Source organism: Bacillus cereus group sp. N14 (assembly GCF_016483555.1).
Taxonomy (GTDB): domain Bacteria; phylum Bacillota; class Bacilli; order Bacillales; family Bacillaceae_G; genus Bacillus_A; species Bacillus_A wiedmannii.
The window spans coordinates 44,492-70,677 of sequence record NZ_JAEHBQ010000015.1 but is presented as its reverse complement, the minus strand read 5'-3'; the positions used below and the strand labels follow the sequence as shown (position 1 = coordinate 70,677).

Sequence of the window (26,186 nt, the reverse complement as noted above, 5' to 3'; positions counted from 1 at the left end):
TATTTGCTCAACATAACGTTTTAAAATCTTTTTTATTGATTAAACCTTTATAAACGCGTTTGTTAACCGAAATTAAATTAGGCTGAATTTTGAGGTGGAGTTGTCTTATTGCCCGCAAATAGTAGGATAAATCAACAAGACCATACACCTATTCCTCTAAATACAGGCTTGTAAATCTAGTTATGTAACCATCCATAAAAAGGAATATTACATAGGCTAAGTCTAACATTACATTTTTAAAGTGAGGGGAATAAGCTTATGCACCAATATTGGTATTTGAATTCAAAGGGCGACGAGGAACACTATAATAACCAAATTTCAATGTCATCATTATATTCACAGCCCCTAATAACTAAAGCCGAGGGAATGAATGGTCTGAGGATCTCTGAGAATTGTAGTCCTCGAGTCTATCCATTTGGTTGGGATTCACCAGCCAATTATACGGGTTTCAATCCTCAAACTCCTCCCTTCTCTTTAGGTCAGCCAATCCATTATGCAGGGATGATGCCCCAAGGACATCCTGCTAATTGGACTCCATTACCAGGCCATGCAGGTAATTTCCAAAAACCTCCCTTACCCTGGGCTCAACCATTCAATCATACAGGGATGTTCGCACAAGGTCATCTCGCCGCTTTACTATCGCCACCAGCTAAAGCTTTTAATTTTAATACCAATAATAACTGGGGTATTTTTGGAAACCCTCCAGGATGGGGAGGACAGGTAAGTCCTATGGGATGGGGGAATAACGGTCAGCCAGGACTGCTTGGAAACTTACTGACAGTAGGAAAAGGCACCATGAATGGAATCGGAATGCTTAGTAGTCTACTCGGTATGGGAAAGTTCTTCTTTTAGTTAATTAGAACGGGCGGATAAACATGTCCCCTCAATGTATTTATTGTATGGTTCCAGTACTCCCTCCAAGCTCGTTTCCTCTCCTTTCAAATTATAAAAACATCTATTACCTTGTATGTGGTAACTTGATAGAGGTGTGGTGACATCAACAAAACGCCAATTTCGTACGCTAAGCAAAACGCTACAAAAAACCGGTTCCTTTACGAAAGAACCGGTTTTTTGTAGCGTTTATTTATTTGAAAAGTAGTCAAATCTTTTTTCACTAATTAACACTTTGAACACGGCCAATTTGTCCATCTTGTAATCGAACTTTAATGCCGTATGTATGTGTTTCACTATGTGTTAAAATGTCTTTCACAACACCACTTACAGTTTTACTATAGTCATTATCTAATTGAATAACTACATGTGAACCAACTGAAATTTGTGATCTTGTTGGTTTCCCACCTGTTGCTTGTGTGGTTTTTTCTTGTTTTTGTGTTCTCTCTTGTTGTATAGACTGTTGTTGCTGAGTCTTCTGCTCTTGTTGTTTACGCTTTTCTTCTACTCTTTGTTGCTCTTCTTGCTTACGTTTTTCTTCTTCTACTCTTTGCTGCTCTTCTTGTTTACGCTTCTCTTCTTCTACTCTTTGCTGCTCTTCTTGTTTACGCTTCTCTTCTTCTGCTCTTTGTTGCTCTTCTTGTTTACGTTTTTCTTCCTCTGCTCTTTGTTGCTCTTCTTGCTTACGCTTCTCTTCTTCTGCTCTTTGTTGCTCTTCTTGCTTACGTTTTTCTTCCTCCGCTACTTTTTTATCTTCATCTATTTTTTGCTCATCTGATGCTACTTTTAACTTTTCTTCATCACCTTTACAAGCACTTAAAGACATTACACACAAACTCAAAAGTACAAAAAATAACAATTTCTTTAACATTAAAAAATCCTCCTATATATACATTACAAATCAATAACTTTCATAGCATAACAAAAATGCATGTATTTCTTTGTCAAAATTTGTCGTATATATTTAATTTTGACTAACACTCACGCTACAATAAAGGCGGAGATTATTATTATATCGATTCGTGCATAGGAATTACGTCCGTTTGCTAGTCAAGTGAACTTAATTAATGCAATACAAAGAAAAACCTTCACCTTATGTATAAAAGGATCTTTCGATTGAAGATCCTTTTATATTGCTCATTTAACTAAATAGATTGGTTAATTACATAACGCTTTTCTAACTTTCCTTGCAAAGCTTAGCGGATCATCAACGTCTTCGATATTAACGTAAATTAAATTTGGATCATCACATAACCACTCATTGTGTATAGACGAAACGATTATTCCTTGTTTAATAATTGTAGCAACAAATCCATTGACTTCTTTTTGTAATAGCGCTATCCGGCCTAGACATAATGCTCGTCCAGTTTTATTATCTCTTGATTCGAATGAAAAGGAAGTTGTTACTCTAAAACGTTTTCCTAAGATAGTTGCATGTATTTCATCCCGATTTATTGTTGCCACGCATTTTCCACCGGCGAATCCTTCTTGGCCACCGATAATTCTTGCAAACTGTTGACAAATTAATTCATCATTACACGCCATACCTTGAATCATCCCCCTTTTACTGTTAGGTTATGAATGAATACGTCGGTCTGAAACGGTAATGAATCTATTCTATTACAAAAAAGATTATCGGAATCTCACGAAATCTATTATATGGTAAAACATTTTTAGAGAGCATAAAAAAAACACCCTAAGGTGCCATCCTCCGGCTTGAGAATCATATCTATGTATGGAGAAATTTTGAAAAGAGAAGTTTCTAACTATAATTTATAGAGCTCTTATACCATGAATTACTTACGTACATATTCCCTTATTTACCCGAAGAAGAATCCCGTTATATTACTTTCTGACCAGTCTCGTTAAAGCCATCCCAATAAATCCAGCACCCATCCCTATTAGCCATCCAGCATGCGTATCGCCTAATATAGATCCCACTCCTCCGCCAAGAAACATGCAGCCAACGAATACTAATCCTCCAATTCCCCAATTCGGTCGTTCCATAATGCAATCACATCCCTTCAATAAAACATATGCGATTAACTAGCCTAACTTTCTTGCATAGGATAGTTAATTATTTTGCTTATGCTTAGCACTTCAGGGAATTCAAAAGATGTGGAGATTGGCCAATTTGAATGAATTGCAGAAGGAGAATTTCATTTTTTCATATTAAATAACTTAAGAATGTGTTCCACAATTTATGACTCACCCCCACCGCTATCCAGCTCAGAAAAGAAAGCAAAAACGAAAATTATATGCATCATTGACTACTGTTAATGAGACGTTATGTTAACCTCACATGAAGACCCTATTCATCCAAATTTACACAAAGTTGTCCTTGCTGATGGTACAATTAAAATCATGGAGGGATATCATGGGAATTTATTTTGTAATAACACTACTTCTTATAAACGGCACTGCAATATTCTTATTTTTCTTGTCTGTTTCACCAAAAATTAAGGCTAAAAACCTATCTTCAATAATGATCTGTTTAGGGATAAATCTAATCATAAGTCCAGCGGCTTTTCTTATAGGTGGGATAGCTGATTATGCAGGTGTAGCGGCTAATTATGGGGCTTATTTTGCGGGTGAGTCGGCAACAGCCCCTCCTCTAGTTAGTCGTGCACTTTATTTTTTCGGAGGATTTCTCTTTATTCAGGGAATTCCACTGCTCATACTACTTGCAGCTTTTTGGAAGTTTGCAAGGGCAAAGAAAATAAAACAAGTATAGAAGGATGAGTGGATGCCTTTTTAGAGTAGGGATCCGCTTTTTTCTTACTACTAATAATAGGATTTCATGTCATACGATAGAGTTAATACTAGAAAACTGTGAGGATGATTACATTGATAAAATTTGCAATTAGTTATGCTGCAAGTCTGTTTGCTTTTATTTTTGGATGGTTCTTGATTTCATATATTTCTCATCCTAGCTTTATTCACCCAAACATTGTATTAGGATTCATTAAAATGATCGTCACTTATGGTAGTATACCGACTCTTGTAGCTTGTCTAATTGGGGAAGTGTTATACAGGAAAATCAAACGATGTAGAGAATTTCAATTTGGAATTCCTGTATTTATAGGACTAGCAGTTATCTATACACTTATACCATTTCTTTTTCTTTTTCCTTTTAATTTTTCCCATTTCTTTGATTTCGTTGCACCTGTTATTATGGGGGCCTTATCTTTTTATTTAGTACGTAGAAAAATATAATTAACTTCAAGAGTGTGACAGAAAGAAGCCGGAGTGAATAAAACCATACAGTGCTCATAAAACGCATCAATTCCTTGCAAAATCAACAATAAAAAGGATTTGTGGACCCTAAGATTAAACGGAGCGAGAACAATCAAAATGCCGTCATTGCTTTACTTAAAAGAAGAATTGAAAAGTTAGAGAAAAAGAATAAAGGGTTTGAGGAAGAAAATAAGTAATTGCGTGAAAAAGGAAATGTAAAGCTTACTGATTACTTCATGAAGTTATAAAATTAGGACCGTACATATTAGACATATCTAAAATGTACGGTCCTTTTGTTTACTAGTGGTTCACTTACCTAACCTAAAAATAAGTATGTGGTCCTTTTACAATTTGAATTTCTTTTTAAACTTCTTATATTTTCTATACGAATGTCTAACGATGTTTAACATAAAATACGGTATTTTAATAGGAAAAGGAAATTTATAAATGAAAGGCAAATAAAATGTAAAATATGCCTTTTCTAGGTCTCTCCACTTACTATCTTCTTTTGTTTTTAAGAAATCAGATACATCGACTACATATCCTCTTCCGTTTTCCATCATCACATTTTTCCCGTGAACGTCACAAGGAGTTAATCCTTGTTCCCTTGCATACTCTAAAGCTGCATTGATATCAAGGATCACCTGCTTAGGAATTTTAATCCCTTTATGAACAGCATCGTATAAGGTAATTTCTTTTAAACGTTTCAATACTATGAAATTTTCTCCTTTATATATAAGCTTCGAATAAGAAGGATGATTTCCGATTCTTCGGTATACTTCTGACTCTTTTTCAATTCCTTCTCCTTCTCGTGCGTAAACTTTCACTACCCAATCTTTATATTCTTTGTGCATAAATACTGCGGCATAATTACCCATCCCTAAACACTTCCAAAGTCTAGGAATATCTTTAACTACTACAGGTTCGAATTCATCCTCACTTCTTATACTTACCTCTTTTAATAATTCGTCCTTTATCAATCCCACAAAACTGTTTATACTCATCATTTCCACTCCGGTTTTGCTAAAAGGGGTCCCACCCACATTTTAACGAAAATATACACTAAGTGAATTTTAGCATAAAACGAGTCATCTTTTTTCTTAAAATAAAAAGATGACTCGTTTTATTTTAACTGTTGAATACTTAATATTTATTCCACTATTCATAGCCAAAAACCGTACAACGTAAAAATATTTCCAACTACTTTTACATATTTTCATTTTTTCAGAGGCAACCGTATAAGAGCTTTTATTAGTGCAAGTTCTCTTCGTTCATTGGCCATGCCAAATCCATGTTTGTTCATCGCATAAGCATAACCTACCTTTTCATATTTGGTGGTATTTTGTTTTGTTAGCTTGATGGTGATGTAGCAGTCCCTCTTTTAAAATAGTAGAATATAACCATAAAAAACTCCTAACAAATTTTGTTAGGAGTTTTTTCAAATACGCGATATTTTTTTAATCTTCACTATTGATTTCTATTGTACCTGTTCTAGCACTAACCTTTAAACTATTTAACAGATTATCAGGTGTCTTGATTTCCACTTCATATTCAAATGTAGATTGTGCTAAGTTGTCATCTTCTAATTCGAATTCCTTTTTCACATTCATAATTTCTCCATTTGTATGCGCTAAAGAAATTTCACGAACTTGTTTCTCTGTGTAGTTTTCATTCTTTTTTGCATAATTGTAACCCATACCATAATATCCACCAACAATAGCAATACCACTTACTAAAATAGCAATTACACTTATCATTATTTTCTTTTTATGTTTTAACATGTTCATCCACTCCTTAATAATTAATCATCTATTCCAAATCTTGCTTCAAGCGCATTTTCTGCTTGCTCTAATTGATCTTCCAGTATATCGCGTTCTCTTTCTTGCGCTTTATATTGTTCAATAGTTATCGTTCCGGCGTGATAATCTGCTTCTAGCTGATTATCAGATAGATCTATTTTGTCATCTAATTGATCAATTTCTTTTTTTGCTGCTAAGTACGTATTTAAGTTTTCTTCTTTAGCTCCAACTGGTTTCGTGTTATTTGCCTTTTCAACGATAGATGTGACTTCGTTTTTAAAATCTTGTATTTGCTTCGTATCATTCGTAGCAGGCCCTGTTTTGTGTGGTTCTTGTTGTAGTTGAGCACTTTCTTTTTGCAATGTATCATTTTCCACTTTCAGTTGTTGTACTTCTGTATTGTTATCAGCTTGAGTAGAACAAGCTGTTAAAATTAAACAAGACATTGCTCCAATCAACATCCACTTTCTCATTCTGTTTTCCTCCCTTTACATGTGCACCTTATCCTTGCCTTTATATTACTGAACAAACATTAAAGGAAGATTAATGTACAAAAAAATAAAATGATATAATTAAATAGTTTCTAATCTTTCTTTAATGTTTTGGAATTATAGTGATACATATTAATAAGAAGAAAAGGAGAATGGTAATGCGAGTTCTTATTGTCGAAGATGAACAAGACTTACAAAATATATTGGTAAAACGATTAAATGCTGAACATTATAGTGTCGATGCATGTGGGAATGGAGAAGATGCCTTAGATTATATAAACATGGCTACCTACGATTTGATTGTACTTGACATTATGATTCCCGGAATAGATGGCTTACAAGTATTACAAAGATTACGCGCGGACAATCATACAACTCCTGTCTTGCTTCTTACAGCTAAAGATACAATTGATGATCGTGTAACAGGACTCGACTTAGGTGCGGACGATTATTTAGTGAAGCCGTTTGCTTTTGACGAACTGCTAGCAAGAATTCGAGTGTTAATGCGAAGAAATACAGGAAACACATCTAATGTGTTTGAAATCGCTGACCTAGTGGTAGATTGTAATACGCATAAAGTAACAAGAGGAGACCAGGTTATCACTCTTTCCAGTAAAGAATTTGCTATTTTAGAATATATGATTCGTAATAAGGAAGTTGTGTTGACACGAGATAAAATTGAGCAACATGTGTGGAATTACGACTATGAAGGTGGCTCGAATATTATTGATGTTTACGTCCGCTATCTTCGTAAAAAAATTGATAGCCAGTTTGAAACGAAGTTAATTCATACAGTACGAGGAACTGGTTACGTATTGCGAGTAGAATCATGAAAAGACTATCAATCAAAATGAGAGTGACCCTGTGGTATACGGGGCTAATTGTAATTATTATGGCACTCGTGTTAGCTTTTATTTTAACTTCTTCAGATAAAGTTTTGCTTTTTAATATGAAAGATCAATTGAAGAGCACAGTAAAAGAAAGTATTGAAGATATCGAGTATAAGCATGGTCAATTAAAGATGGACGATGATTTTGAAACCTTTGAAGATGGAGTAAATATCATCATTTATAGTAAACAAGGTGAGCCGCTGGCAGGAAATAGTCCAACAAGCTTTAATAAAAAGATATCGCTTAAATCCGATGAAATACAAACTAGTAAAGACGGTAATAAAGAATGGATTGTATATGATTTTCTCCATAATGCAGGCGGCGATGAGCAAGTCTGGATTCGTGGAATAATGACTATGAGCCAATTATCATCAACGATGAATACGCTTATCGTGATAACACTCATCTCATTCCCATTACTTATTCTCATTGCCGCAGTGGGAGGATATTTTATTACACAAAGAGCGTTTCGACCTGTGCAACAAATGAGTGATTCAGCTAGTAAAATTGGTGATGGTAAAGACCTTTCGAAGAGAATTAATTTACAAGGTTCACCGAAAGACGAAATGTATCATTTAGCACAAACCTTTGACAAAATGTTTGAGCGATTGGAGACATCATTCGAAAGTGAAAAACAATTTACATCTGACGCATCTCATGAATTAAGAACACCAACATCTGTTATTATTTCACAATGCGAATACGCATTATCACTGAGGAATAATCCGAAAGAAATGGAAGAATCGTTAGAAGTAATTTTAAAGCAATCACGTAAAATGTCCGCGCTAATCTCACAACTCTTATTATTAGCAAGAGCTGACCAAGGAAAGCATAATAATTTCCAATTTGAATGTATCAATATGAGTGAATTAACGGAAATCGTTGTAGAAGAGCTTTCATTAATGGTTCAAGAAGCTTCGATTGATATAACAACTCATATAGAGGAAGACCTGTTTATGAAAGCAGATCAAACATTGATGATGCGTTTATTAATAAATTTACTAACGAATGCGATTGCTTATAGCAAAGCGAACGGCACTGTGCATATGCAACTGTTCCGTGATGAAACCAACATAATAGGTAAAGTCTCCGATAATGGCATAGGCATCAGCGAGCAACATATTACGAAAATATGGGACCGCTTCTATCGAGTTGACGCAGCACGAACATCTTCAAGCACCGGAAACACAGGTTTAGGATTGTCGATGGTAAAATGGATTGTCGAACTACACGGAGGAGAAATTACAGTTGAAAGTAAATTAGGAGAAGGCAGTACTTTTACATTTAAACTACCAATTGAAAAACAAGCATAATTTATGAATGTGTGTAGCTCCAGAATAAAGATTCTTCAATCCTTATATAAAAGTAACCGACGCATTTTAATCAGCATCGACTTTATCATTTTGGACAACCTTTTCTGTTAAGTTGATATACATGTAGAAAAAACTATCGAAATAAAACCCCAGAAATCCAAAGGTCTCTGGGGCTTCATTATATATTTAGCTCTTTTTGCTTTTTGTTTTGTTTATGTTTATACAGCAATTTTCGGCTTATGAGAGAAATCAGTAATAAGACCAGTATTAGTACGAAAAGTTGCATAAATGATAAATCAAAATATTTAGCACCTGTAACGATTAACAGTGTAGAAATCGTACCTTTTACAATGAAAAAAATAATAATCCATAATCCGCCTTTTTTCCAGTTCATTTTTATATTACCCTTTCCTACGTTTAAATTCTTTAATGGGACACCTTATTAAAAATCTATTATATTAATAAAAAAGTCATGTCTAATTAAATGCGACGATTCTATATTAAGTGAAAATGATATTCAATGTCAATTTTATTGACTATTTGAATACTTGTTTCTTCATCTCAATCACTTTCTACTTTGTTTCTTAGAAGCAATGAACTCTTGTTTTCAAACAAAAACACCTCCATTGAATTTACATACTTCGTATGCGAATTCAAGAGGTGTTTTTTCATATACCATCAGGTAAGATTTCCTGCTTTATTTATTTCTTGATACGTACCTATTTTCTAGTACACAATAACTGGATCATTCGTGTTCAAACTATCATATACAGTTTTTGCAACATTAGGTAGAAGGTTCACACACCCGCCTGATCCTCCTGTTAAATAAGCATTATTTGCCCAGTCTTTTCGCCAGCCTGCATCATGGAATCCTTGACCGCTATTTGTGAATGGAACCCAGTAATCTACTTTAACTGCATAATCAGCTTTACCTACTGCGCTTCCTTTCAGCGTGTATGGTGTTCGTTTATATAGAACGTACCACACACCTGGTGATGTATCTTCACTCGTGCTATGTTTACCCGTTACTACATTTGTTGTGACGACTAATTTCCCATCTTTATAAATCCAAATTTGTTGATCTGCAATTGAAACTTCTGCATATGTGTCTCCGATGCCATTGTTTGCTGTTGTTTCATAGCCGATCCCTTCCTTCTTCCAACCATTCCCGTGAATATTAGAAGCAGAAAGCGATTTTTCGCCTTTCTCAAAGGCTTCTTGAACTTGTTTTGTTTCTTTTTCCACATCTAGTGCCCAGCCGTATCCTTGTCCTTTTACTGAAATAACCGAGCCAGAATGTGTTTTAAAAGCGAAGTCTTTATGTAATGTAGATTTAGCCTTATTAATTTCAGCAACCTTATTCTTAATTTCGCTCGCATCGATTGTTACTTTCATATCCTTTGACATAGTAGCATTTTGAATTAAATCTTTCGCTTTTAATGAATACACTTCATCCTGCACTTTATAATCAACAGACTGCGTAAGAAGATTCTGTAATGCTTTCTCTTCTTTTTTGATGATTGGATCGTCTTCTTTAATAGGCTGTATGTATGCAGACTTTAGATGAATTTCGCTTTTATGCTTCTGCTTGTCGTAATCTTTTAGTAGATTCGTAACGTCATACTGTTTTCCATCAACGCTCTTCGCAATAACAACTTTTCCTTGTTCGAGCTTAGCCATAGCATCTTGAGGCGCTTTTAATTTTTCATTCATAGAAACAAGCTTTTCTTCTACAAGTTTTTTCATCGTTTCACTACGATACTGATCCGCTTCTTTCGGTAGCAATGAATAATCTTTTTCCTTTGTGGAAGGGAAAAATGTCCACTGACTTTTTAATAGTTTCTTAACTTGTGGCAAGTCTTTTTCCGTCAGTTCCGTTTTTGTATCTTGTTCATCTAAAATTTGTTGTTGATCAATATAGACTTTGTTTGCTAGTCCAGATGTTTTTAATTTCTGTATTGCCTGATCAGCGCTCAAACCACCGACTTTTGTATCGTTAATCGTAACATTCGAATTGAAGTGAGTTGCTTGATAATAGCTCATTCCTCCAATAAGAAGTGCAATTACACCGCCACCCGCTGCGATTAGCTTCCAATTTGTAAAACGTTTTTTTGATCTTACCCGTTTTTTCTCAACTTCTTCAACAGATTCATTTACTGTATTGTTGTTCATCAATCTTTCCCCCGTATACATTAACGTCAATCGATTTTAAACCAAAACCATTGAATAGTGTACCTTATTTTTCCTGAAATTTCATTATTTTTAACAGATTTCATCTCATTTAATCGATTAAAGTTAGATTTTTTAATAGACAGATACATTAAGATGGTAGATAAAGTGAAAAAAGGACCATATCAATCGAGCTATTACGCGCCCTCGCATTCCCCGACTTTTGAAGAGCGATACTACTTAACTTGGTAAAATAATTTTCGGATGTTTCAAATTAGAGGAAGGCACCATAAGATGTCTTTTATTTATGAAAAATATCCACAAAAAAAGGACTACATGTAGACTCTTTTTTGTGAATATTTTAATGTCGCATTTTTTATAAATCCAAATGCAAACTATTCTTCCCGCTTTTCACCAGGTTTCACAACCTCTACTATCAGCCTAACGAATTTCACCTTATGACCTTTATCATCAACAATTTCAAGTTTCTTAAAACTATTAAATATGTTTGTACCACGCTTTGTTGATACGTTTAATCTTTACAGATGTTGAAGTTTTAGACTCATTCTTTGGTGTAATCCTATTATTAGAACATCCTGCAATTGTGAGACAGCATGTAGCCAATAAAACTAATAATATTAACTTCTTCAAATAGCCACTCCTATATAAGGAAAATATTATATTGAGAAAATTAAACATAACATCGAATCTTTGTAAAAACAATATATTTCCTAGTATTATTATTCAATGGCGGATTAATGGAAACCTTAAGGTTCATTAATCTGCTTATAAGCGGAGAACCTCATGCTCATCAAGTCAATGTCCAATTTCCATTTTATCCGATTCTCAATATTTATTCCAATATAAAAAGATAGCTATTTTTGCTGAATACTAATTATCTCCAAAATGAAAAATACGAGCTGAGTTCCTATAACCCTATATACTTTTATTCAACTAGGTTCTCCCCTGTAACAATCTGAAACAAAGTGGCTGCATGTTTCCCTTCTAATTGAACGTACCGACTATCCCCCGCTATGATCTCTATTTTATCCTTATTAGGACTTACCCAAATTTGATACAACACAGCCTTCGCCTCTATTTTCGGATTTTTAAATTGAAAAATAAAGTGATAATCAGCTGGACGAGACATTTCCACTTTTTTATTTTCAAAATTAGCATCATTTAATATTTTCTTTACTTGCAACACTTCGTTATTATCTGCCACTGCCTTAAAATCTTCATATTCATTATCACCAATATGTTTTTGAACTTGAATTCTTTGATCTTCATTTTCTGATATATTTGAGCAGCCGGTTATTATGAGTATACAGATCGCAATAAAGACTTGAGACCAATTTCTAATTTTCATATTAATACCCTCTTTTCAATACAAAATATTTAGATTTGTAAAATAAAGGTAATTAATTTAAACTTAAAAATATAAATAATAAAGAGAAAGGAGTGTCGTTCTATGCAGTTACAAACATACACTTGGAAAAGTTATATGTTTCTCATTGTAAGTATATTCGTTACTATTAATCTCTTTCTCTTCGCACCTATTTTAGACAGAGTTGGAGTAGAATATGTCGTGCCTTTCGCCTACTTCATATTAGCTTCCGCTGTTATAGCGATCCTATTAGCGGTCATCTCTTTTTGTAGCCAATCTGAGAAAAAAATTTTAGCCATTATCGGTTTATGTTTTACTCTATTTAACACAGCAATTATTTTATTTTTCCTTTGGTTTGGTTACCATTTCACTTAATTGAAATATAAATAAACTCCATAAGCCACAAATAAAATTAGTAACATAGAAATGCTAAGTACCGTATATATGGTCCATTTTACATTTGAACTCATATACTCCCTCCTCTCACCTCCTAATAATTCCAGTATATAACAAAAAAGCATTGGATACCCAATGCTTTTTTACACTTACGCAAATAAAGATGTATTCGCATATAACGCTGGTGAACCACCTGAATGTACGAATAAAATGTTGTCTTCTTTATTAAATGTACCTTTTTTAATTAAGTCGATTAATCCCGCTACCGCTTTACCTGTATACACTGGATCGAGTAAAATACCTTCTGTTTTCGCAAGTAATTGAACTGCTTCCACCATTTCTGGCGTTGGTAACGCGTAACCTGGTCCTACATATTCATCAAAGCATGTAACAGCTTCGCGCGGGATAAAGTTCGGAATACCAACGTGAGCTGCCGTTTCCTCTACAAGTTTTGCTACTTTCTCTTCTTGTTCTGCTTTTCCTCTACTTACGTTGATTCCGATTACAGGAATGTGACTTTGTGTTCCAGCAAAACCAGTAATTAAACCAGCGTGCATACCAGCACTACCACTTACACAAACAACTGTACTGAAATCAATTCCTTGGTCAAATGATTGTGCCATAATTTCTTGCGCACAAGCAACGTATCCCATTGCACCAGTAGGATTTGATCCACCAACTGGTATTACATATGGTGTATTACCTTTTTCACTTACTTCTTTCGCTACTTTATGCATCTCTTCCATAAGATCTGCTCCGTTTGGTACAACAATTACATTTTCAGCACCTAGTAAATGATATAAGAAATAGTTTCCGTTAAAGTCTGGCTTCTCTTCTGGCTCAAGCCCTTCTTCTAATACAAGAATACATTTCATTTTTTCTTTTACCGCAGCTGCAAGTGTTAGACGGCAATGATTTGACTGAATACCACCAGCTGTAATTAACGTATCTGCACCTTTTGCCTGTGCATCCGCAACTAGAAACTCTAACTTTCTCGTCTTATTACCACCAGCTGTTAAACCAAGTAAATCATCTCGTTTAAAATAAATAGTCGGCCCACCAAGTGCTTCAGAAAAATTGTTTAATTTTTCAATTGGTGTATATGACTCTGTATATTTTTTTCTCGGGAATTTAGCTAAATTCATTAATAACGCTCCTTTTGTACTTCTTTCACAATGTATGTAACGATACTATTATTACATGTAAAAATGATGAAGTCATCTTTCTGGGTGAAAAATGTGTTGGAATTCAGTTTTTGTGAATGGAATTGTATTAATAATTTTAACTTTAATACGGTACATGAAATTACATTAATGATTTTAACCTAATTACGGTACATGAAATTTATATCGACGATTTTTCAAATATATCGTTCATAACTTGAAATATATCAACGATTTTTTCAATATATCGACGATTCGACATGAGATATCGACTTGCCGACAAAAAGTGACAAAACAAAAAGAGCCCACTCATTCAAAAGTAGGCCCTTACTAATCACTTGTTTGCCGAAAATCGAAGAAGCTGCGTTAATCCTGGTTCTAAGTTCATTTCGCCTTTATGACGTACGTATACAGTCTTGGTCCCATCAAATTTTTGAGGGTTCGCTGGATTATACGTCAACCACTCGTTCGTTCCTTCTACAGAGTACTCCATATACTCCGTTGCACCGACGATTACATTTTTACTATCATCAGCGGTTACATTTGGTGCCATTTGTGCAACTTTTGCATTACTAATTAATAATTTTTTTATCTCCTTATCACGTTTGTAATCATAAGCTGTCACCATCACATCGCTACCATATGCTTTCACTTGTAACCCTTGTTTAAATGAATAGCCATCAGGAGCAGTCTTCTCTCCGCCATTTGGTCCAGCCGACATCCAGCCTGTTTCAATCCCACCCGTATTTACAACTGTAAATCCTTTTTCATCTCCGCCTGCAATTTTCTTTTTACCAGCCCAGTCTGGTAAGTTTAAATCCCAATGCGTATGACTCGTGAAGAAAACAACTTGCGGATAGTCTTTTAATATATCGTACAACTTATCGACGTTTAAATAATCTTGTAAGTACGGTGATTGTCTTGATCCAGATACTGTATCAGGTAAAACGTGATGAGAGAAAATGAAGATTGGCTTATTTTTATCTTTTTGACTGTACTCTTCTAAATTTTGTTTTAACCATCCTAATTGCTCATCACTCATAAATACTTCATCCCACATTTTTGAATCGTGGTATTTCATATATTTTTCAGTTCCTAAAAATAAAAGCGGATAACCGCCTAATTCTTTTTTATGATATACCTTTTCTTGCCCGCTAAATTGAAAGTAGCGGTTGAATAGCGTTTCTTCCGTTACACCATTTGGCCATGTACTTTGAGAGAGTTTCCCATCAGCTGTCCATTTACCAGCATAAAACTCATGATTCCCAACAGTTGACCATACATTCTCTGGATGCTTATTTTTGTTTAACACACGCTTCACATCATCATATTGCGACTGCTGTCCAGTTGGCGTTATATCTCCATTCATAATAAGCGCTCTAGAAAGTGGCGTCACTTTGTTCATATCTTTTAATACGTGATCAAAATCCCCTAAGTCCCCTTGAATATCACTAATAACGTTAAAAGTTGTAGCTGATTTTCGGATTTGCTCTTTCCCTTCCGCATGTGCTGAAAATGTCGGTAATAACGCCGCCATAACAGCTAATGAAGCAACTGCCTTTTTCATACAAATTCTCCCCCTAATAATAAAATGTACAAACTGACATGTTCTGCTTTCTCTTAGGTGCTTGTCCAATTCACATTATAGGGAGAGATTGTAAAGATAGATGACGTTAAAAGTTAAGTGTTTTTTAAGAGATTTTGTCGTTTTTTGCAAACCACAATTAGCGATTTACACCAATCTAGCTTTCTAGCTTTTAACATTACATACATGTAAATTTTGATGTTAAATCTTTTCGTTTCATCCGTTGTTTTTTATTACTTCTAATTTTCGGGAAAAATCCACTAATTAATAATGTTATAATCCATACCATTATTAGAATAAAATTTATTGTATTACCGGAATTCAAGCTGAAAACTCTCCACAAATAGGCAGCACAAAAAACGAGGATAGCAGTAATAATAAGTAAAAATGTCCTAACTACTAATCCGATGTAGGATCTCTTCTCTTGCTTAAAAATGAAAGTTCTTCTACCTTTGTACAATCTAATTACAAATAGCAGCAAATATAAACCAAGTGTGGCTCCAATAACAATTGATGTAATAGAGTTGTTTTTTCTCTGCTCAGCTAGAGAGAAGTAACTTTCAGGTGATTTTCCAGTTTCATATTGAATCCATGCGTGGTAAATATCCTGTCGTAAGTCTATACCACCTTCACTATTCGTGAGGATTACCAATCCATCCTTTGTATTAGGAATGAAACCATAAAAAGAATGCCACCCTCGATTGTCACCAGAATGATAAATTAATTTCCATTGATTAGATAGTTTTTTTTCAAATATACCTAAACCATTCTCCCCTAATACTGGCTTTTGCATTTCCGTAACACGTTCACTTTTGATGACACCATTCCCTTTATTATGTGCATCCATGCTTGCAAGTATCAGTGTCATCATATCAGTAACATTTGTCTTAAGACCTGCAGCAGCCTGTTCAGTAAATTGGTAACTAGGGAGCTCCTCTCCAAAATATCCATAAGCTTTCGAAAGGTTATGGTTTTCAGGACCTTGTAAGAATGAACTAGATTTCATTCCTAAAGGTTTCATAATTTGTTCTTCCATATAACGATCAAACGGTATTCCGGTAACCTCTTCAATTACAAGTTGTAAAATTGTATATCCGCCACCAGAGTAAATTGTTTCTGAACCTGGTTTATTGGTAACCTCCACTGTTTCATTAAGCCATCCTTTTCCAGACAGAGACTCCTCAATAGAGTCAAGATGTTTCCCTGGTGTAACCCCGAGGTATCCTTTATGTGCAGACAGCCCTGCTGTATGGCTTAGCAATCTTCTTATTGTGACTTCATTATTATTAAACTCTGCATTGGGTAATTTCCATTTGGTCAGATATTTTCCAACGGGATCATCTAGTGATAAATGCCCTTCATCTACAAGATGTAGGATTCCCCACGCTGTAAGGCTTTTAGATATGGAACCAGCTTGAAATAATGTATCATCATTCACCGCTTTTTTTTGTCTTTTTATCTACATAACCGTAGTTTAGTGTATAAGCAATGCGCCCCTCATGTACAATCCCTATTGCAACCCCTGGTACCTCATAATTCCCCTGCCATTTTGGTACCTGTTCATCCAGCTTTTTTTTGAAATCCTCTATACTCCTATCAGTCAACGTGCCCGATTCTGCCCTCACCACATTTGTAAACCATGCTTCATTCGTAATAAATATACAAATGATGAAACATAAAATACTTTTGCATATTATCGATGCTTTTTGTCTATTCTTCATTTGCTCTACCCCTTTTTCAGAATATTCTATCCATCAATTAGAGTACTCCATTCTAATATCCCATTCTATCGATTTTTATTACTTAACCTTACAAAATTGTAATAAAAATCAAATACCTACTATTGTCCTTTATGCGAGGGAAATGAAATTCATTAAAAAGATAGACATGCAGTTATATTTATGGTTTCAGTTAATGCTCCTAAAATACTAGTTCGGTTAATCAAATAGATATATTCCAAACTACAAAAATTTATAATAGAAAAGGTGGATTTTAGTTTTAATTAGAATTTGACCAAAGTATTGCTGCAAATATTTATTCTATAAAAAGAAGAACCCCACACATTTTGATTAAAATGTGTGGGGTTCTTTTGGCTTCCTTAAATTTTCATGAAAAAGATTGATTATTTTATGTAGCTTACTAAAAAAAACATTTTGTTCAATCAACTAACAGAACAAGATTAAACACTTAACTCGTATTAGTAATTTTTACTGTTTCTGTTGATAAATATAAAAATACTGCCTAACACACTTAATGAAAGTGCAAAATATAATAACAAATCAGGTAGAAATTTCAAAGGAATAATATCAATTAATTGTAAAACAATAATGGCAAGGATACCTAAATATAGAATATTGTACAAAACATTATTTGTTTTATATAGAATTTCTCTTCCTCTTTCGTCATTTGCTTCATCACTTGATTGAAATTTTATTACATACATCTTACTTATCACTATTAAACCAAATAATAAAATTTTTAACAACAACATATGTATCACTCCTCTAGATAATCAAATACGTCGGTTAACGGCTTTTCAAATACATTTGCGATTTTAAAGGCAAGAATTAGAGAAGGATTATATTTATTCTTTTCAAGAGTAGCGATAGTTTGACGACTAACTCCCACTCTTGTTGCCAGTTCTTCTTGGGTCCAACCTTTTTCTGCTCGACAAACTACAATTTTATTATGCAACAATAGTAACACCTCTTGAGATAATTGTAATTTATTTTTTACAAATTGTAAATTATTTTTTACAATATATTTTTAAAATTAAAAATCCTCATAAAAAAGGACATAAAGATTTCTCCCCATGCCTACTAATCTTCTACTTCTTTACTGTATGTATACATAATGCGCTGTTTCAAAAACTTAATAAAAAAGAGAACTACTCTTCAAGCACTTCTCTCTTTCATCCAAACGATAAATATAAAATAAATCATTAAAAATATACTATATAAATTCCATAACGTGGGTATTGCAGCTACACTTAAATAAAGAGTTCCTAGTAACAAGCAATCATAAAAGTTTTTTTGTTTAAAAGCGATGTTTTTTTGCCATCGGTTCTATATATGTATTTAATATCCACATTAATACTTTCCATACCTTTTGTTGGCTAGGTGGTAGATGATCGTTATATACATAACTGTATTCGATCTGCTGTGTTGCACCACGATTTCGTTTGAACTCTCCAGCCCCAGCACTACAATGGCAAATTAAATTCTTTTCGATAGAATCCATTGTAATAAGGAAGGAAAGTATACGGTATAAACCTTGTTGCTGGTCAGAGTTTGTATTATAGCCAAGGATCGGCGTTGTCATAACTCCATCCCTAATGAAATAAGCAATGACACCATCAATTGTATCCCCTTTTTTTATGGCCTTTATCTCAAATAAACGATGCTGAAGAGCATTCCATAAATAAGCGGGTGTAAACATTGGGTTATGGGCAGAATATTTTTCGATATATAGTTGGTTGTATAAATGGGAAATTTGTAAAATATCCTCCTTTGTTAATTCTTCATTCGTAATGATTTCATAATTGCTTTTCTCTAATAAGCTTTTATCGTTTAATAAGTCTTTTCGTTTTTTTCGATTCATTTTTTTATAGTGTTTCGGATCAAATAAGTATATAGAACGAGACATAATTTTCTTGTAACCTACTGTAGATAGTGCTTCTGTCGTTACAGGATATAATGCGTTATTTAAAGAGCGAAATAAAATTGTATGCTCCGGAAATTTCTCAACAAATAGATTCGTAATTTGTTCGATTTGTCGTTCGTTGATAGAGTGATAAAGGTTTGTTGAAAGCATCCAATTATTTACGACAATTACTTTATTAATATTCGTTCGTCGTAGCCAACTTCCCATAAGATGAATCGGATAGGTTAATAGCTTCTCTAGCCATGGTTTTTTCAACTCCCATAGCTCTTCTAACGCATAAGATACGTAATGTGTATAAGGAGAACATACATATGAATTTTCGAACTCTGCGTTATTAAGAGTAACTGGCAAGATGAGATCATCGATTTCTAATAGAAAGAGCTCCGTGTTAACATTTTCAATACATGCTGTAACGCCCTTTTGAAAAAGAGGCAGGAAACTATCTCGCACATATGCCCCATCTTTTTTGGATTCCCAATCAATACTATGCAAAGAATGAACATCATGTAACTGAATCATTTATGCTCACCACGCCTTACAAGACTCTCTATTCTTTTTAATTTTTTATCATATACTTGAATATCGTAATGTGAAAAGAAGAACTGTGGTATCGCACACTTTTTAGTAGACCATAGTGTATGTAACTCTTTCATTACATTTGATTGACATAATTCCAGATTTTCAGGTAGTGCTTTAAGTTTAATTTCAATTTTGTCTACGCTATGCTGTATTACTTTAAATTCTTGAATGTCACTAGATGCAAACAAAATTGCTCTTCTAATGAAATCTGGAAAAATAGATATTTCTTTATTATCCAATTCACTTATTCCAATAAATATATCGTCACATCGACCATCAATTCGTTCTAACGCTAAGAATGGTGAGCCACAGCTGCACGGCGTTTTTTTCTCAATTAATATGTCATTGAGACGATAGCGTATAATCGGCTGTGTTTTCCTCATGAAATCAGTAATAATGGGAACGAATATCCCTTTCTCTTGATCTAAGTATTCTTTTTCAATATGAACGAGATCTTCATTAATGTGTAACGTCCCCTGCTTGCAGGTGGTAGCAAGAAAACCTTCTGTACATTGGTAAACTTGGTGTACTGTTTGCTTAAAAGTTGCACAAATAAAGTCTCTATCAATATCTTCAAGCACTTCTGCTACAGAGATAATTTTCTTAGGACAAATCGTAATCAGTCCTTCTTGCTGCCAATAAGCGATTTTCCGTAACATAGACGGCGGTGCAATTAAAATAGATGGCTGTATTTCATTTAATCGCGTGATATGCTGCTGAAACGAATCTAGTAAATCCAAAAAATGAAATGAGATTCGCTTATTTTTTGTCGCTTCGTATAAATTGCTATTTGCACGTAAGAAAAAAGCAATCGTGTGTTTATGTAGAATGCTAGAAGGAAGCACCTTTCCTATAATCGAGCCAGCCCACAACGTTTGTTCTTCCTCGGAAACGAGAAAAACCCCACGATTTCCACTAGTGCCTGATGATAAACCGACAGTTATATTACGAATGGTTGGTGAGAAATTCCGGGTCTTTTCTGCTTCAAATGCTACGTGAAACGCTTCTTCCTTTGAAATATGGACTGTATTTAATGTATCAAAATGTTCCATCATTACTTCTTTATCAATAATAGGGAGTGCAGCCAAATTCCCCTTTTGAATTTCATTTAAAAACGGTGTATATAACTGGCGATAAAAAGGAGACGCCTCTATCGTGAACAAAAGTTGTTTTTCTATTTGTTGTTTATGAAACTGTTCCAATTGTTTGCGATTTGAAAAACGCAAGCCATATTTAGTTTTCAAATATTGCTTGAGAATTCGTAGTTTATTCATAGTACACCCCTGCTTTAATTTTATCCCATGTATGTTCACAATGCGTTGGTACAATTTCAATCTCAGGTAATGTTTGTGATAAATGGTGTAACTTTTCAATATTCTTTCGGTAAGATTTTGGATCGCTAGTTAAAAGGTTGGCAATCTTACTAGGAAATACAAGATTTTGATACGTTTTACTTAGCCACACTGCGTCTGCACAAAGAAAGACAATTTTTTCACTCTGTAAATGGACGAATATACCGAATTGTCCTGTTGCATGTCCTGTTAAGTCAACAGCAAATAATGAGCCATCATCAAATACATCATACCCCTCTTCAAACTTTCCATATGTAGAAGGTAAGTTAAAGGATGGCTTTTGATCAATGAATGACATCCTTTTCTCTAAATCTATCGGCAGTGTATCTTTTAGACACCCTTTTAATAGAGCACCAAATTTACTTCTCTTTTTAATATCCTCATAAGCTTTTGCGAAGGTTACTATTTTCGCTTTTGGAAAGTCAGGTAAACCAGCTGTATGATCGCCATGAAAATGAGAAAGAATAATATATTTAATTTCTTCTGGCTGAATACCATCAAGAAGAAGTTGCTGTTTAATAGATTGCTCTTCCGTAAAATGAACAGGCGTAAGTTTTGCATATACAGAGTAAGGAAATTTTTTTGTCGCCTCTTTAAAATGCCCCGCGTATCCAGTATCAAATAAAATATAACCTAATACTGGATGCTCGAGTAACCCTACTGTAGCAGGAAAGCATATTTGTTTCCAACTGCCCTTGGAATATGCAATTTTTTCTGGATGTGTGCAATATCCTGTATCATATAGCTTTAAAGATTTGATTTTCATTGTATTTTCCACCAGTCTACAAATTTTGTAATTCCTTCTTCTATACTGATCTTTGGAGTATATCCTAGTTCTTCTTTAGCTTTATCAATATTTAATGTCTGGCTTTTTGACAGGACACTAACAGTATATTTTGTGAGAATAGGTTCTTTTCCAAATAAAATAGTTTTTGAGATTCCTTCTAGTATAGCCGCTAGTGAAAAAGCAGTTTTGTAGGAAATTTTTTTATATCTTACTTCCTTATCCAGACGCTTCATTACATTTTCTATGACCTCATATAAATTTACACGTTCGTCATTTGTTATATTGTACTTTTGTCCTAATGTATGTTTTGGGGAATGCATACAAAGAAGTAAAGCATCTACAACATTCTCAACATACGTAATATCAACAAGAACATTTTCTGTACCAATTCTCGGTAAGGCACCCTTTTCACATACTTTAATAAGACGCGGAAGAATCGCGTTATCTCCTGGTCCGAATAAAGCGCGCGGGCGTATTGTGATAACTGGTAAGCCATGTGTGAAAGCTTGATCAATAGCTTGTTCAGCCATGTGCTTCGTTGTTGCATAATGATTTACAAATGTATCAGGGAGTTTCGCGTTTTCTACTACATTTTGTCGCTCATCATAATAGAAATAAATACTTGGTGTTGATACGTGGATAAGGCGTTTTACACCGTACTTTTGACTTCCCTCGATAATATGTTTCGTTCCTAACACATTCGCATTATAAAAATCTTCATATTTGCCCCAAGGAGAAGAAAGTGCGCCGCTATGAAAGATATAATCTTTATCTTTACAAACTTGTAGCACACGATCCCTGTCTTCAAGAGGACAATGAACAAACTCGATTCCATTTTGTTCTAATACCTTACCGATTGTTTTATTTCTCCCCGTTGCCGTTACTTCATAGCCCATATTCTTCAGGCGAAAGGCGAGTTTTTGTCCTAGAAATCCCGTTCCTCCAGTTACTAGCATTTTCATACATCTTCACCATCCCACGATATGTCATATGTTGTTTGTTCTAAAATAGTCCGTTCATGTTTATAACTTTCACGCCATAATTTATACATGCTAAAGAACTGATAAAAAAATGGTTTCCAATCATTGTGACGATAAACGATATCTGGATAAGAACTTAGAACTTTTAACCATCGCTTACGTTTTTGTTTACTTTTTAAATAAGGAAATCCATATAGAAGCATCGCTAACCGAATTGCACACTCCGAATTTTGTCTTGGAATGAATGTATTGTTTACTGTTTCATTAAAAAAAGCCGGCAATATTTCCTCATCGAATAAATGTAATCCACTTGTAGTACGTGGATTACATTCAATCGGAATCGCATCTCCATCCTCTGTAACGATAAAATCAAAAGCAATTTGTCCTGAGAAGTTTAGCTCTTTTACAATATGTCTCACAAACTGGTCAATTTTAGGATGATTCATATGCTGAAACGCAATGGTAGCACCTAAGCCTGCCGTGAATTCCGTTTTATACGTAGAGTGAGCTAACACTTCCCCAGATTGTGCAATGCTGTAGGAACAATGCTGCGTCCCTCGTATAAACTCTTGCATAATATAATTCGACTTATCTATCATGCTTTCTTTTAGAGCATCCTCTTTTGTAATAAATTCCACTTTATCAGAAAAACGGGAGAAAATTGGCTTTCGTACAAAAGGAGTATGAGCTGGTGTTTTGTGCATCATTGAACGTATCGCTTCTTCATCATCTATTCTATATGTTGCAGGTACTTGCCACCCTAAATTCGCTACGAACTGAATAAATTCCCACTTATTATGCAGTAATGAAAGTTTTTGAAAATCATCTACTAATATATGACAAAACGCGCTTAACTCTTCTCTATATTTAGATATATAAAATATTTCTTCACAAGTAGGAATAAGCAAATCCACATTATGACGTTGAATAATGGATAGTAGCGCACGGATACTTTCATTTGTTTTCCACTTTGGAGAAGGAATTTCATAAAAGTAATCCGTACTGGATGAGACTTTACTTAATGGATAAGGAATACTATCTGCAATAATAACGGTATGTCCAGCGTTATGAAACAGTCTGCATACATGCAGAGTTGCTGGTGCACGTGCCCCTGTAATTAATACTGTTTTCTTAGTATTCAAGAAGGATGCCCCCGATTGAAAGTCCTGCAGAAGTACCTAATAATAGTATTTTATTTCCACGTTGCACTTTCTTTTGCTTAATCGCCTCGAAAAGAGCGACTGGAATAGATGCGGAAATCATATTACCGTAGTCTTCAAAAATGGTCATAAAGCGCTCTTCATCAACCCCTAATTTTTTACGAATGAGTCTCATAGCTGGTCCACTTGCTTGGTGAGGAACAATTAAATCAATATCGGCTAGAGTATAACCAGTATCCATAAGTAGCTTGTCAATAAACTTCAACAAATACTTAGAAGATAGTTTAAAAATGGCTCTTCCATTCATATCGAACAAGAAGTCTTCTTTTCGTTCCTCACTATACTCGCGAGGATGAATCATCGTTCCACCGCCACGAATTTCTGATAAATGCGCACCAGAGCTATATGTTTCCATATGGGAAGCAATAATAGAAGATGTATGATCGCCTTTTGTTATTACTACAGCTGCCGCACCGTCACCGAATAAAATACTGCTTTCATTTTGTCCCCAATTTAATCCAACAGAAGAAATTTCAGAAGAAATGATAACAACATTGTTGTATCTCCCGCATTCCATTGCGTAAGAAATTGTATCAAGTGCTGTTATGAAACTTAGACATGTTGAATTGATATCAAAACATGGAATACCAGAATGCTGTAGCCCGAGCTGTTCTTGAATAAGTGATGCAGTAGAAGGGATCGCCTGTTGAATCGTTCCGCTTCCGCAAATAATACAATCGATATCATCCCAAGTTAACTTCGCATCTTCTACAGCTTTTTTTGCAGCTTCAGCCCCCATATAAGAAGACGTTTCCCCATCAACAAAATATCTTGTTTTTACTCCAGCTTTTTTTAATGTCCAGCCTTCTGGCACATGTAGCATACGATCTATTTCAAAAGAATCTACCTTTCGTTTTGGAAGATATGTACCGATTCCCTTTATACTAATATATCTTTTCATTTTCTATCGCCTCTTAATCTTTTTATAAATTTAAAAACCCTTTACATCTAAACATCGTTGAGGATACATACAGAAAGTCCTTTTATAAAATTCTGCTATCCCCTTATGTACTTCTAATCCTATTTCTCTTCAAAAAAGAGCAAGCTCTCTACTTGAGAACTTGCTCTTTTTGCATGAGAATTCTTCAAATACATACTCTGGAAAAAAACTTTTATATCAATTTAATTATATTATAACAATTATCCGAAAATATTTAATAGTATTTTTTGTAAATAAAAGTGAAAATGTGGTATGAATTTACGTGAGATGGTAGTTTATTGAGCAGCAAATATACACATATGGAGTGTACATACATGTAATTTCAACATCTTCTATTTCCCATTTTGATTTCACAAAAGTTACTGTAATTTAAAACCTAAAGTATGTATCTCCATATCTTTTATACCTATTTACTATTCTATTGAGATTGAAATATGATAAATCAAACTGAGGTAGTAAATTCAAATAAAAAATCTACTACTTTTGCAGAAGAAATCTTCATTAACTTCAGATGTAATCATACTTGAATAGTAAAAGAGCGCTATTTTTTTTATTAGAATCGAGGTTTTTTTACGCTTGATTGCAATTAATATTTTTCAGTTAATAGATGTGTAGCCATATACCTATCAGTAATCTTTGTATTAACAATTATGCGTAACTTCTAGGTCATTATTAGCATAAATTGTTCCGTAAGTAGCACAAAATAACATTCCACCACAAACCTCACTACTCACTTGAAAGTTTATGTTATCTTCAAATGTATCTATACTATTAGGTCTAATTGTATCTACAAGTTTTTTGAAATCAAGAACCGGTAAATATTTCGTTATGATTTCATAGCTTAATAAATTATCTTCATTATTATATGCATTATATTTCTGAATTTCTCTATAAATCGGACTTGGACTATACGGATCATATTGCAATTGTCCATTTTCATCTTCGAATTTTTTTATTTCTTCTTTTACTATATAATCTGGATAATCTTCACTACTTTCATCTTCATCACCAAATTCCCAAAATGGATATTCTATATCACATAAATGCATTATAATCCACATTAGAAATTGCTCATTTATAAATCCAACATTGGTTTCTAACTCTTTGAATCTATTACCATAATATTTTTTAGCTTTTTCTACCTTTTCTTCTTGAGTCATATTATCCTTCGCCCCTGTTATATCACATCCATCTAAATCTATAAAAATGCTATTGAATTTACCTAAAATGCCCAAATCAACAGTTTTACTCCAGTAGCCTTCACCATCTTTATCAATTATTATCATAATATCCTCCATTCTGCTTTGTTCGTTGCATAAGAAAAAGTGACTCTTTCTTAATAAG

The 26,186-nt window shown here is 34.1% G+C and carries 26 protein-coding genes and 1 pseudogene; 6 read left to right on the top strand and 21 right to left on the bottom strand.

Annotated elements, in window-relative coordinates:
• Positions 1-258: 258 nt before the first annotated feature.
• Complete coding sequence (locus tag JDS82_RS20120) at positions 259-852, top strand: hypothetical protein (RefSeq protein WP_199713817.1); 594 nt, start codon at positions 259-261, stop codon at positions 850-852.
• A gap of 262 nt (positions 853-1,114) precedes the next feature.
• Here JDS82_RS20120 and JDS82_RS20115 read toward each other — a convergent pair whose 3' ends face one another.
• The 3 genes from JDS82_RS20115 to JDS82_RS20105 all read right to left on the bottom strand — a co-directional run bounded on the left by JDS82_RS20115 (position 1,115) and on the right by JDS82_RS20105 (position 2,898).
• A complete protein-coding gene (locus JDS82_RS20115) occupies positions 1,115-1,762 on the bottom strand; it encodes a YwbE family protein (protein WP_199713816.1) in 648 nt (215 codons plus the stop codon).
• Between the two features lie 287 nt (positions 1,763-2,049).
• Complete coding sequence (locus JDS82_RS20110) at positions 2,050-2,436, bottom strand: DUF1259 domain-containing protein (protein ID WP_098057554.1); 387 nt, start codon at positions 2,434-2,436, stop codon at positions 2,050-2,052.
• A 300-nt stretch (positions 2,437-2,736) separates the two neighbouring features.
• Positions 2,737-2,898 (bottom strand): hypothetical protein, encoded by a 162-nt coding sequence (locus JDS82_RS20105; RefSeq protein ID WP_000441005.1) that lies wholly within the window; start codon positions 2,896-2,898, stop codon positions 2,737-2,739.
• Positions 2,899-3,268: 370 nt separating this feature from the next.
• On the opposite strand from JDS82_RS20105, the gene JDS82_RS20100 reads away from it, so the two are divergent.
• Together JDS82_RS20100 and JDS82_RS20095 are read left to right on the top strand one after the other, a co-directional pair.
• Complete coding sequence (locus JDS82_RS20100; protein ID WP_000513488.1) at positions 3,269-3,625, top strand: hypothetical protein; 357 nt, start codon at positions 3,269-3,271, stop codon at positions 3,623-3,625.
• Between the two features lie 104 nt (positions 3,626-3,729).
• A complete protein-coding gene (locus JDS82_RS20095; protein WP_033658739.1) occupies positions 3,730-4,107 on the top strand; it encodes a hypothetical protein in 378 nt (125 codons plus the stop codon).
• Positions 4,108-4,472: 365 nt separating this feature from the next.
• On the opposite strand, the gene JDS82_RS20090 is transcribed toward JDS82_RS20095, so the two are convergent.
• The 3 genes from JDS82_RS20090 to JDS82_RS20080 all read right to left on the bottom strand — a co-directional run bounded on the left by JDS82_RS20090 (position 4,473) and on the right by JDS82_RS20080 (position 6,400).
• Positions 4,473-5,132 (bottom strand): protein kinase family protein, encoded by a 660-nt coding sequence (locus tag JDS82_RS20090; RefSeq protein WP_000026520.1) that lies wholly within the window; start codon positions 5,130-5,132, stop codon positions 4,473-4,475.
• A gap of 453 nt (positions 5,133-5,585) precedes the next feature.
• The gene (locus tag JDS82_RS20085; RefSeq protein WP_000912144.1) at positions 5,586-5,909 is read right to left on the bottom strand and encodes a PepSY domain-containing protein; all 324 of its coding nucleotides are present in this window, start codon (positions 5,907-5,909) and stop codon (positions 5,586-5,588) included.
• A 20-nt stretch (positions 5,910-5,929) separates the two neighbouring features.
• On the bottom strand, positions 5,930-6,400 hold the full coding sequence (locus JDS82_RS20080; RefSeq protein WP_064057487.1) for a hypothetical protein: 471 nt from the start codon (positions 6,398-6,400) through the stop codon (positions 5,930-5,932).
• Positions 6,401-6,576: 176 nt separating this feature from the next.
• On the opposite strand from JDS82_RS20080, the gene JDS82_RS20075 reads away from it, so the two are divergent.
• Positions 6,577-7,251, top strand: coding sequence for a response regulator transcription factor (locus JDS82_RS20075; protein ID WP_001264520.1), 675 nt, complete (start codon positions 6,577-6,579; stop codon positions 7,249-7,251).
• Positions 7,248-8,621, top strand: coding sequence for a sensor histidine kinase (locus JDS82_RS20070; RefSeq protein ID WP_199713815.1), 1,374 nt, complete (start codon positions 7,248-7,250; stop codon positions 8,619-8,621). Before JDS82_RS20075 ends, JDS82_RS20070 begins: the two co-directional genes overlap by 4 nt.
• 178 nt (positions 8,622-8,799) lie before the next feature.
• On the opposite strand, the gene JDS82_RS20065 is transcribed toward JDS82_RS20070, so the two are convergent.
• From JDS82_RS20065 to JDS82_RS20055, 3 genes are all read right to left on the bottom strand, one after another.
• On the bottom strand, positions 8,800-9,015 hold the full coding sequence (locus JDS82_RS20065) for a hypothetical protein (RefSeq protein ID WP_001104092.1): 216 nt from the start codon (positions 9,013-9,015) through the stop codon (positions 8,800-8,802).
• Positions 9,016-9,347: 332 nt separating this feature from the next.
• Positions 9,348-10,793 (bottom strand): L,D-transpeptidase family protein, encoded by a 1,446-nt coding sequence (locus JDS82_RS20060; protein ID WP_199713814.1) that lies wholly within the window; start codon positions 10,791-10,793, stop codon positions 9,348-9,350.
• Positions 10,794-11,736: 943 nt separating this feature from the next.
• Positions 11,737-12,159, bottom strand: a complete 423-nt coding sequence (locus tag JDS82_RS20055) for a YhfM domain-containing protein (RefSeq protein WP_000702376.1) — start codon at positions 12,157-12,159, stop codon at positions 11,737-11,739.
• 102 nt (positions 12,160-12,261) lie between these two features.
• Here JDS82_RS20055 and JDS82_RS20050 point away from each other — a divergent pair, with 102 nt between their 5' ends.
• Positions 12,262-12,552, top strand: a complete 291-nt coding sequence (locus JDS82_RS20050) for a hypothetical protein (protein WP_098057095.1) — start codon at positions 12,262-12,264, stop codon at positions 12,550-12,552.
• Between the two features lie 170 nt (positions 12,553-12,722).
• Here the strand turns inward: JDS82_RS20050 and cuyA are convergent, their stop codons facing one another.
• From cuyA to JDS82_RS19990, 12 genes and pseudogenes are all read right to left on the bottom strand, one after another.
• The gene (gene cuyA, locus JDS82_RS20045; protein ID WP_001046584.1) at positions 12,723-13,718 is read right to left on the bottom strand and encodes a D-cysteate sulfo-lyase; all 996 of its coding nucleotides are present in this window, start codon (positions 13,716-13,718) and stop codon (positions 12,723-12,725) included.
• Positions 13,719-14,070: 352 nt separating this feature from the next.
• On the bottom strand, positions 14,071-15,303 hold the full coding sequence (locus tag JDS82_RS20040) for a DUF4073 domain-containing protein (protein ID WP_199713813.1): 1,233 nt from the start codon (positions 15,301-15,303) through the stop codon (positions 14,071-14,073).
• A gap of 196 nt (positions 15,304-15,499) precedes the next feature.
• A pseudogene (locus JDS82_RS20035) lies at positions 15,500-17,042 on the bottom strand (serine hydrolase domain-containing protein).
• 476 nt (positions 17,043-17,518) lie between these two features.
• Complete coding sequence (locus tag JDS82_RS20030; protein ID WP_000925448.1) at positions 17,519-17,812, bottom strand: hypothetical protein; 294 nt, start codon at positions 17,810-17,812, stop codon at positions 17,519-17,521.
• A gap of 5 nt (positions 17,813-17,817) precedes the next feature.
• Positions 17,818-18,018 (bottom strand): helix-turn-helix transcriptional regulator, encoded by a 201-nt coding sequence (locus JDS82_RS20025; protein ID WP_000903049.1) that lies wholly within the window; start codon positions 18,016-18,018, stop codon positions 17,818-17,820.
• Positions 18,019-18,357: 339 nt separating this feature from the next.
• On the bottom strand, positions 18,358-19,503 hold the full coding sequence (locus JDS82_RS20020; RefSeq protein WP_199713812.1) for a hypothetical protein: 1,146 nt from the start codon (positions 19,501-19,503) through the stop codon (positions 18,358-18,360).
• Positions 19,500-20,837: a F390 synthetase-related protein gene (locus JDS82_RS20015; RefSeq protein WP_001038115.1), complete on the bottom strand. Its 1,338-nt coding sequence runs from the start codon at positions 20,835-20,837 to the stop codon at positions 19,500-19,502. Before JDS82_RS20015 ends, JDS82_RS20020 begins: the two co-directional genes overlap by 4 nt.
• On the bottom strand, positions 20,830-21,681 hold the full coding sequence (locus JDS82_RS20010) for an MBL fold metallo-hydrolase (protein WP_000695238.1): 852 nt from the start codon (positions 21,679-21,681) through the stop codon (positions 20,830-20,832). The genes JDS82_RS20015 and JDS82_RS20010 overlap by 8 nt, the downstream gene beginning before the upstream one ends.
• Complete coding sequence (locus JDS82_RS20005; protein WP_061672052.1) at positions 21,678-22,664, bottom strand: NAD-dependent epimerase/dehydratase family protein; 987 nt, start codon at positions 22,662-22,664, stop codon at positions 21,678-21,680. Before JDS82_RS20005 ends, JDS82_RS20010 begins: the two co-directional genes overlap by 4 nt.
• Positions 22,661-23,824, bottom strand: coding sequence for an ATP-grasp domain-containing protein (locus JDS82_RS20000; protein ID WP_199713811.1), 1,164 nt, complete (start codon positions 23,822-23,824; stop codon positions 22,661-22,663). The genes JDS82_RS20005 and JDS82_RS20000 overlap by 4 nt, the downstream gene beginning before the upstream one ends.
• On the bottom strand, positions 23,814-24,803 hold the full coding sequence (locus JDS82_RS19995; protein WP_088059083.1) for a beta-ketoacyl-ACP synthase III: 990 nt from the start codon (positions 24,801-24,803) through the stop codon (positions 23,814-23,816). Before JDS82_RS19995 ends, JDS82_RS20000 begins: the two co-directional genes overlap by 11 nt.
• A gap of 680 nt (positions 24,804-25,483) precedes the next feature.
• Positions 25,484-26,128 (bottom strand): hypothetical protein, encoded by a 645-nt coding sequence (locus JDS82_RS19990; protein WP_199713810.1) that lies wholly within the window; start codon positions 26,126-26,128, stop codon positions 25,484-25,486.
• Positions 26,129-26,186 lie beyond the last annotated feature (58 nt).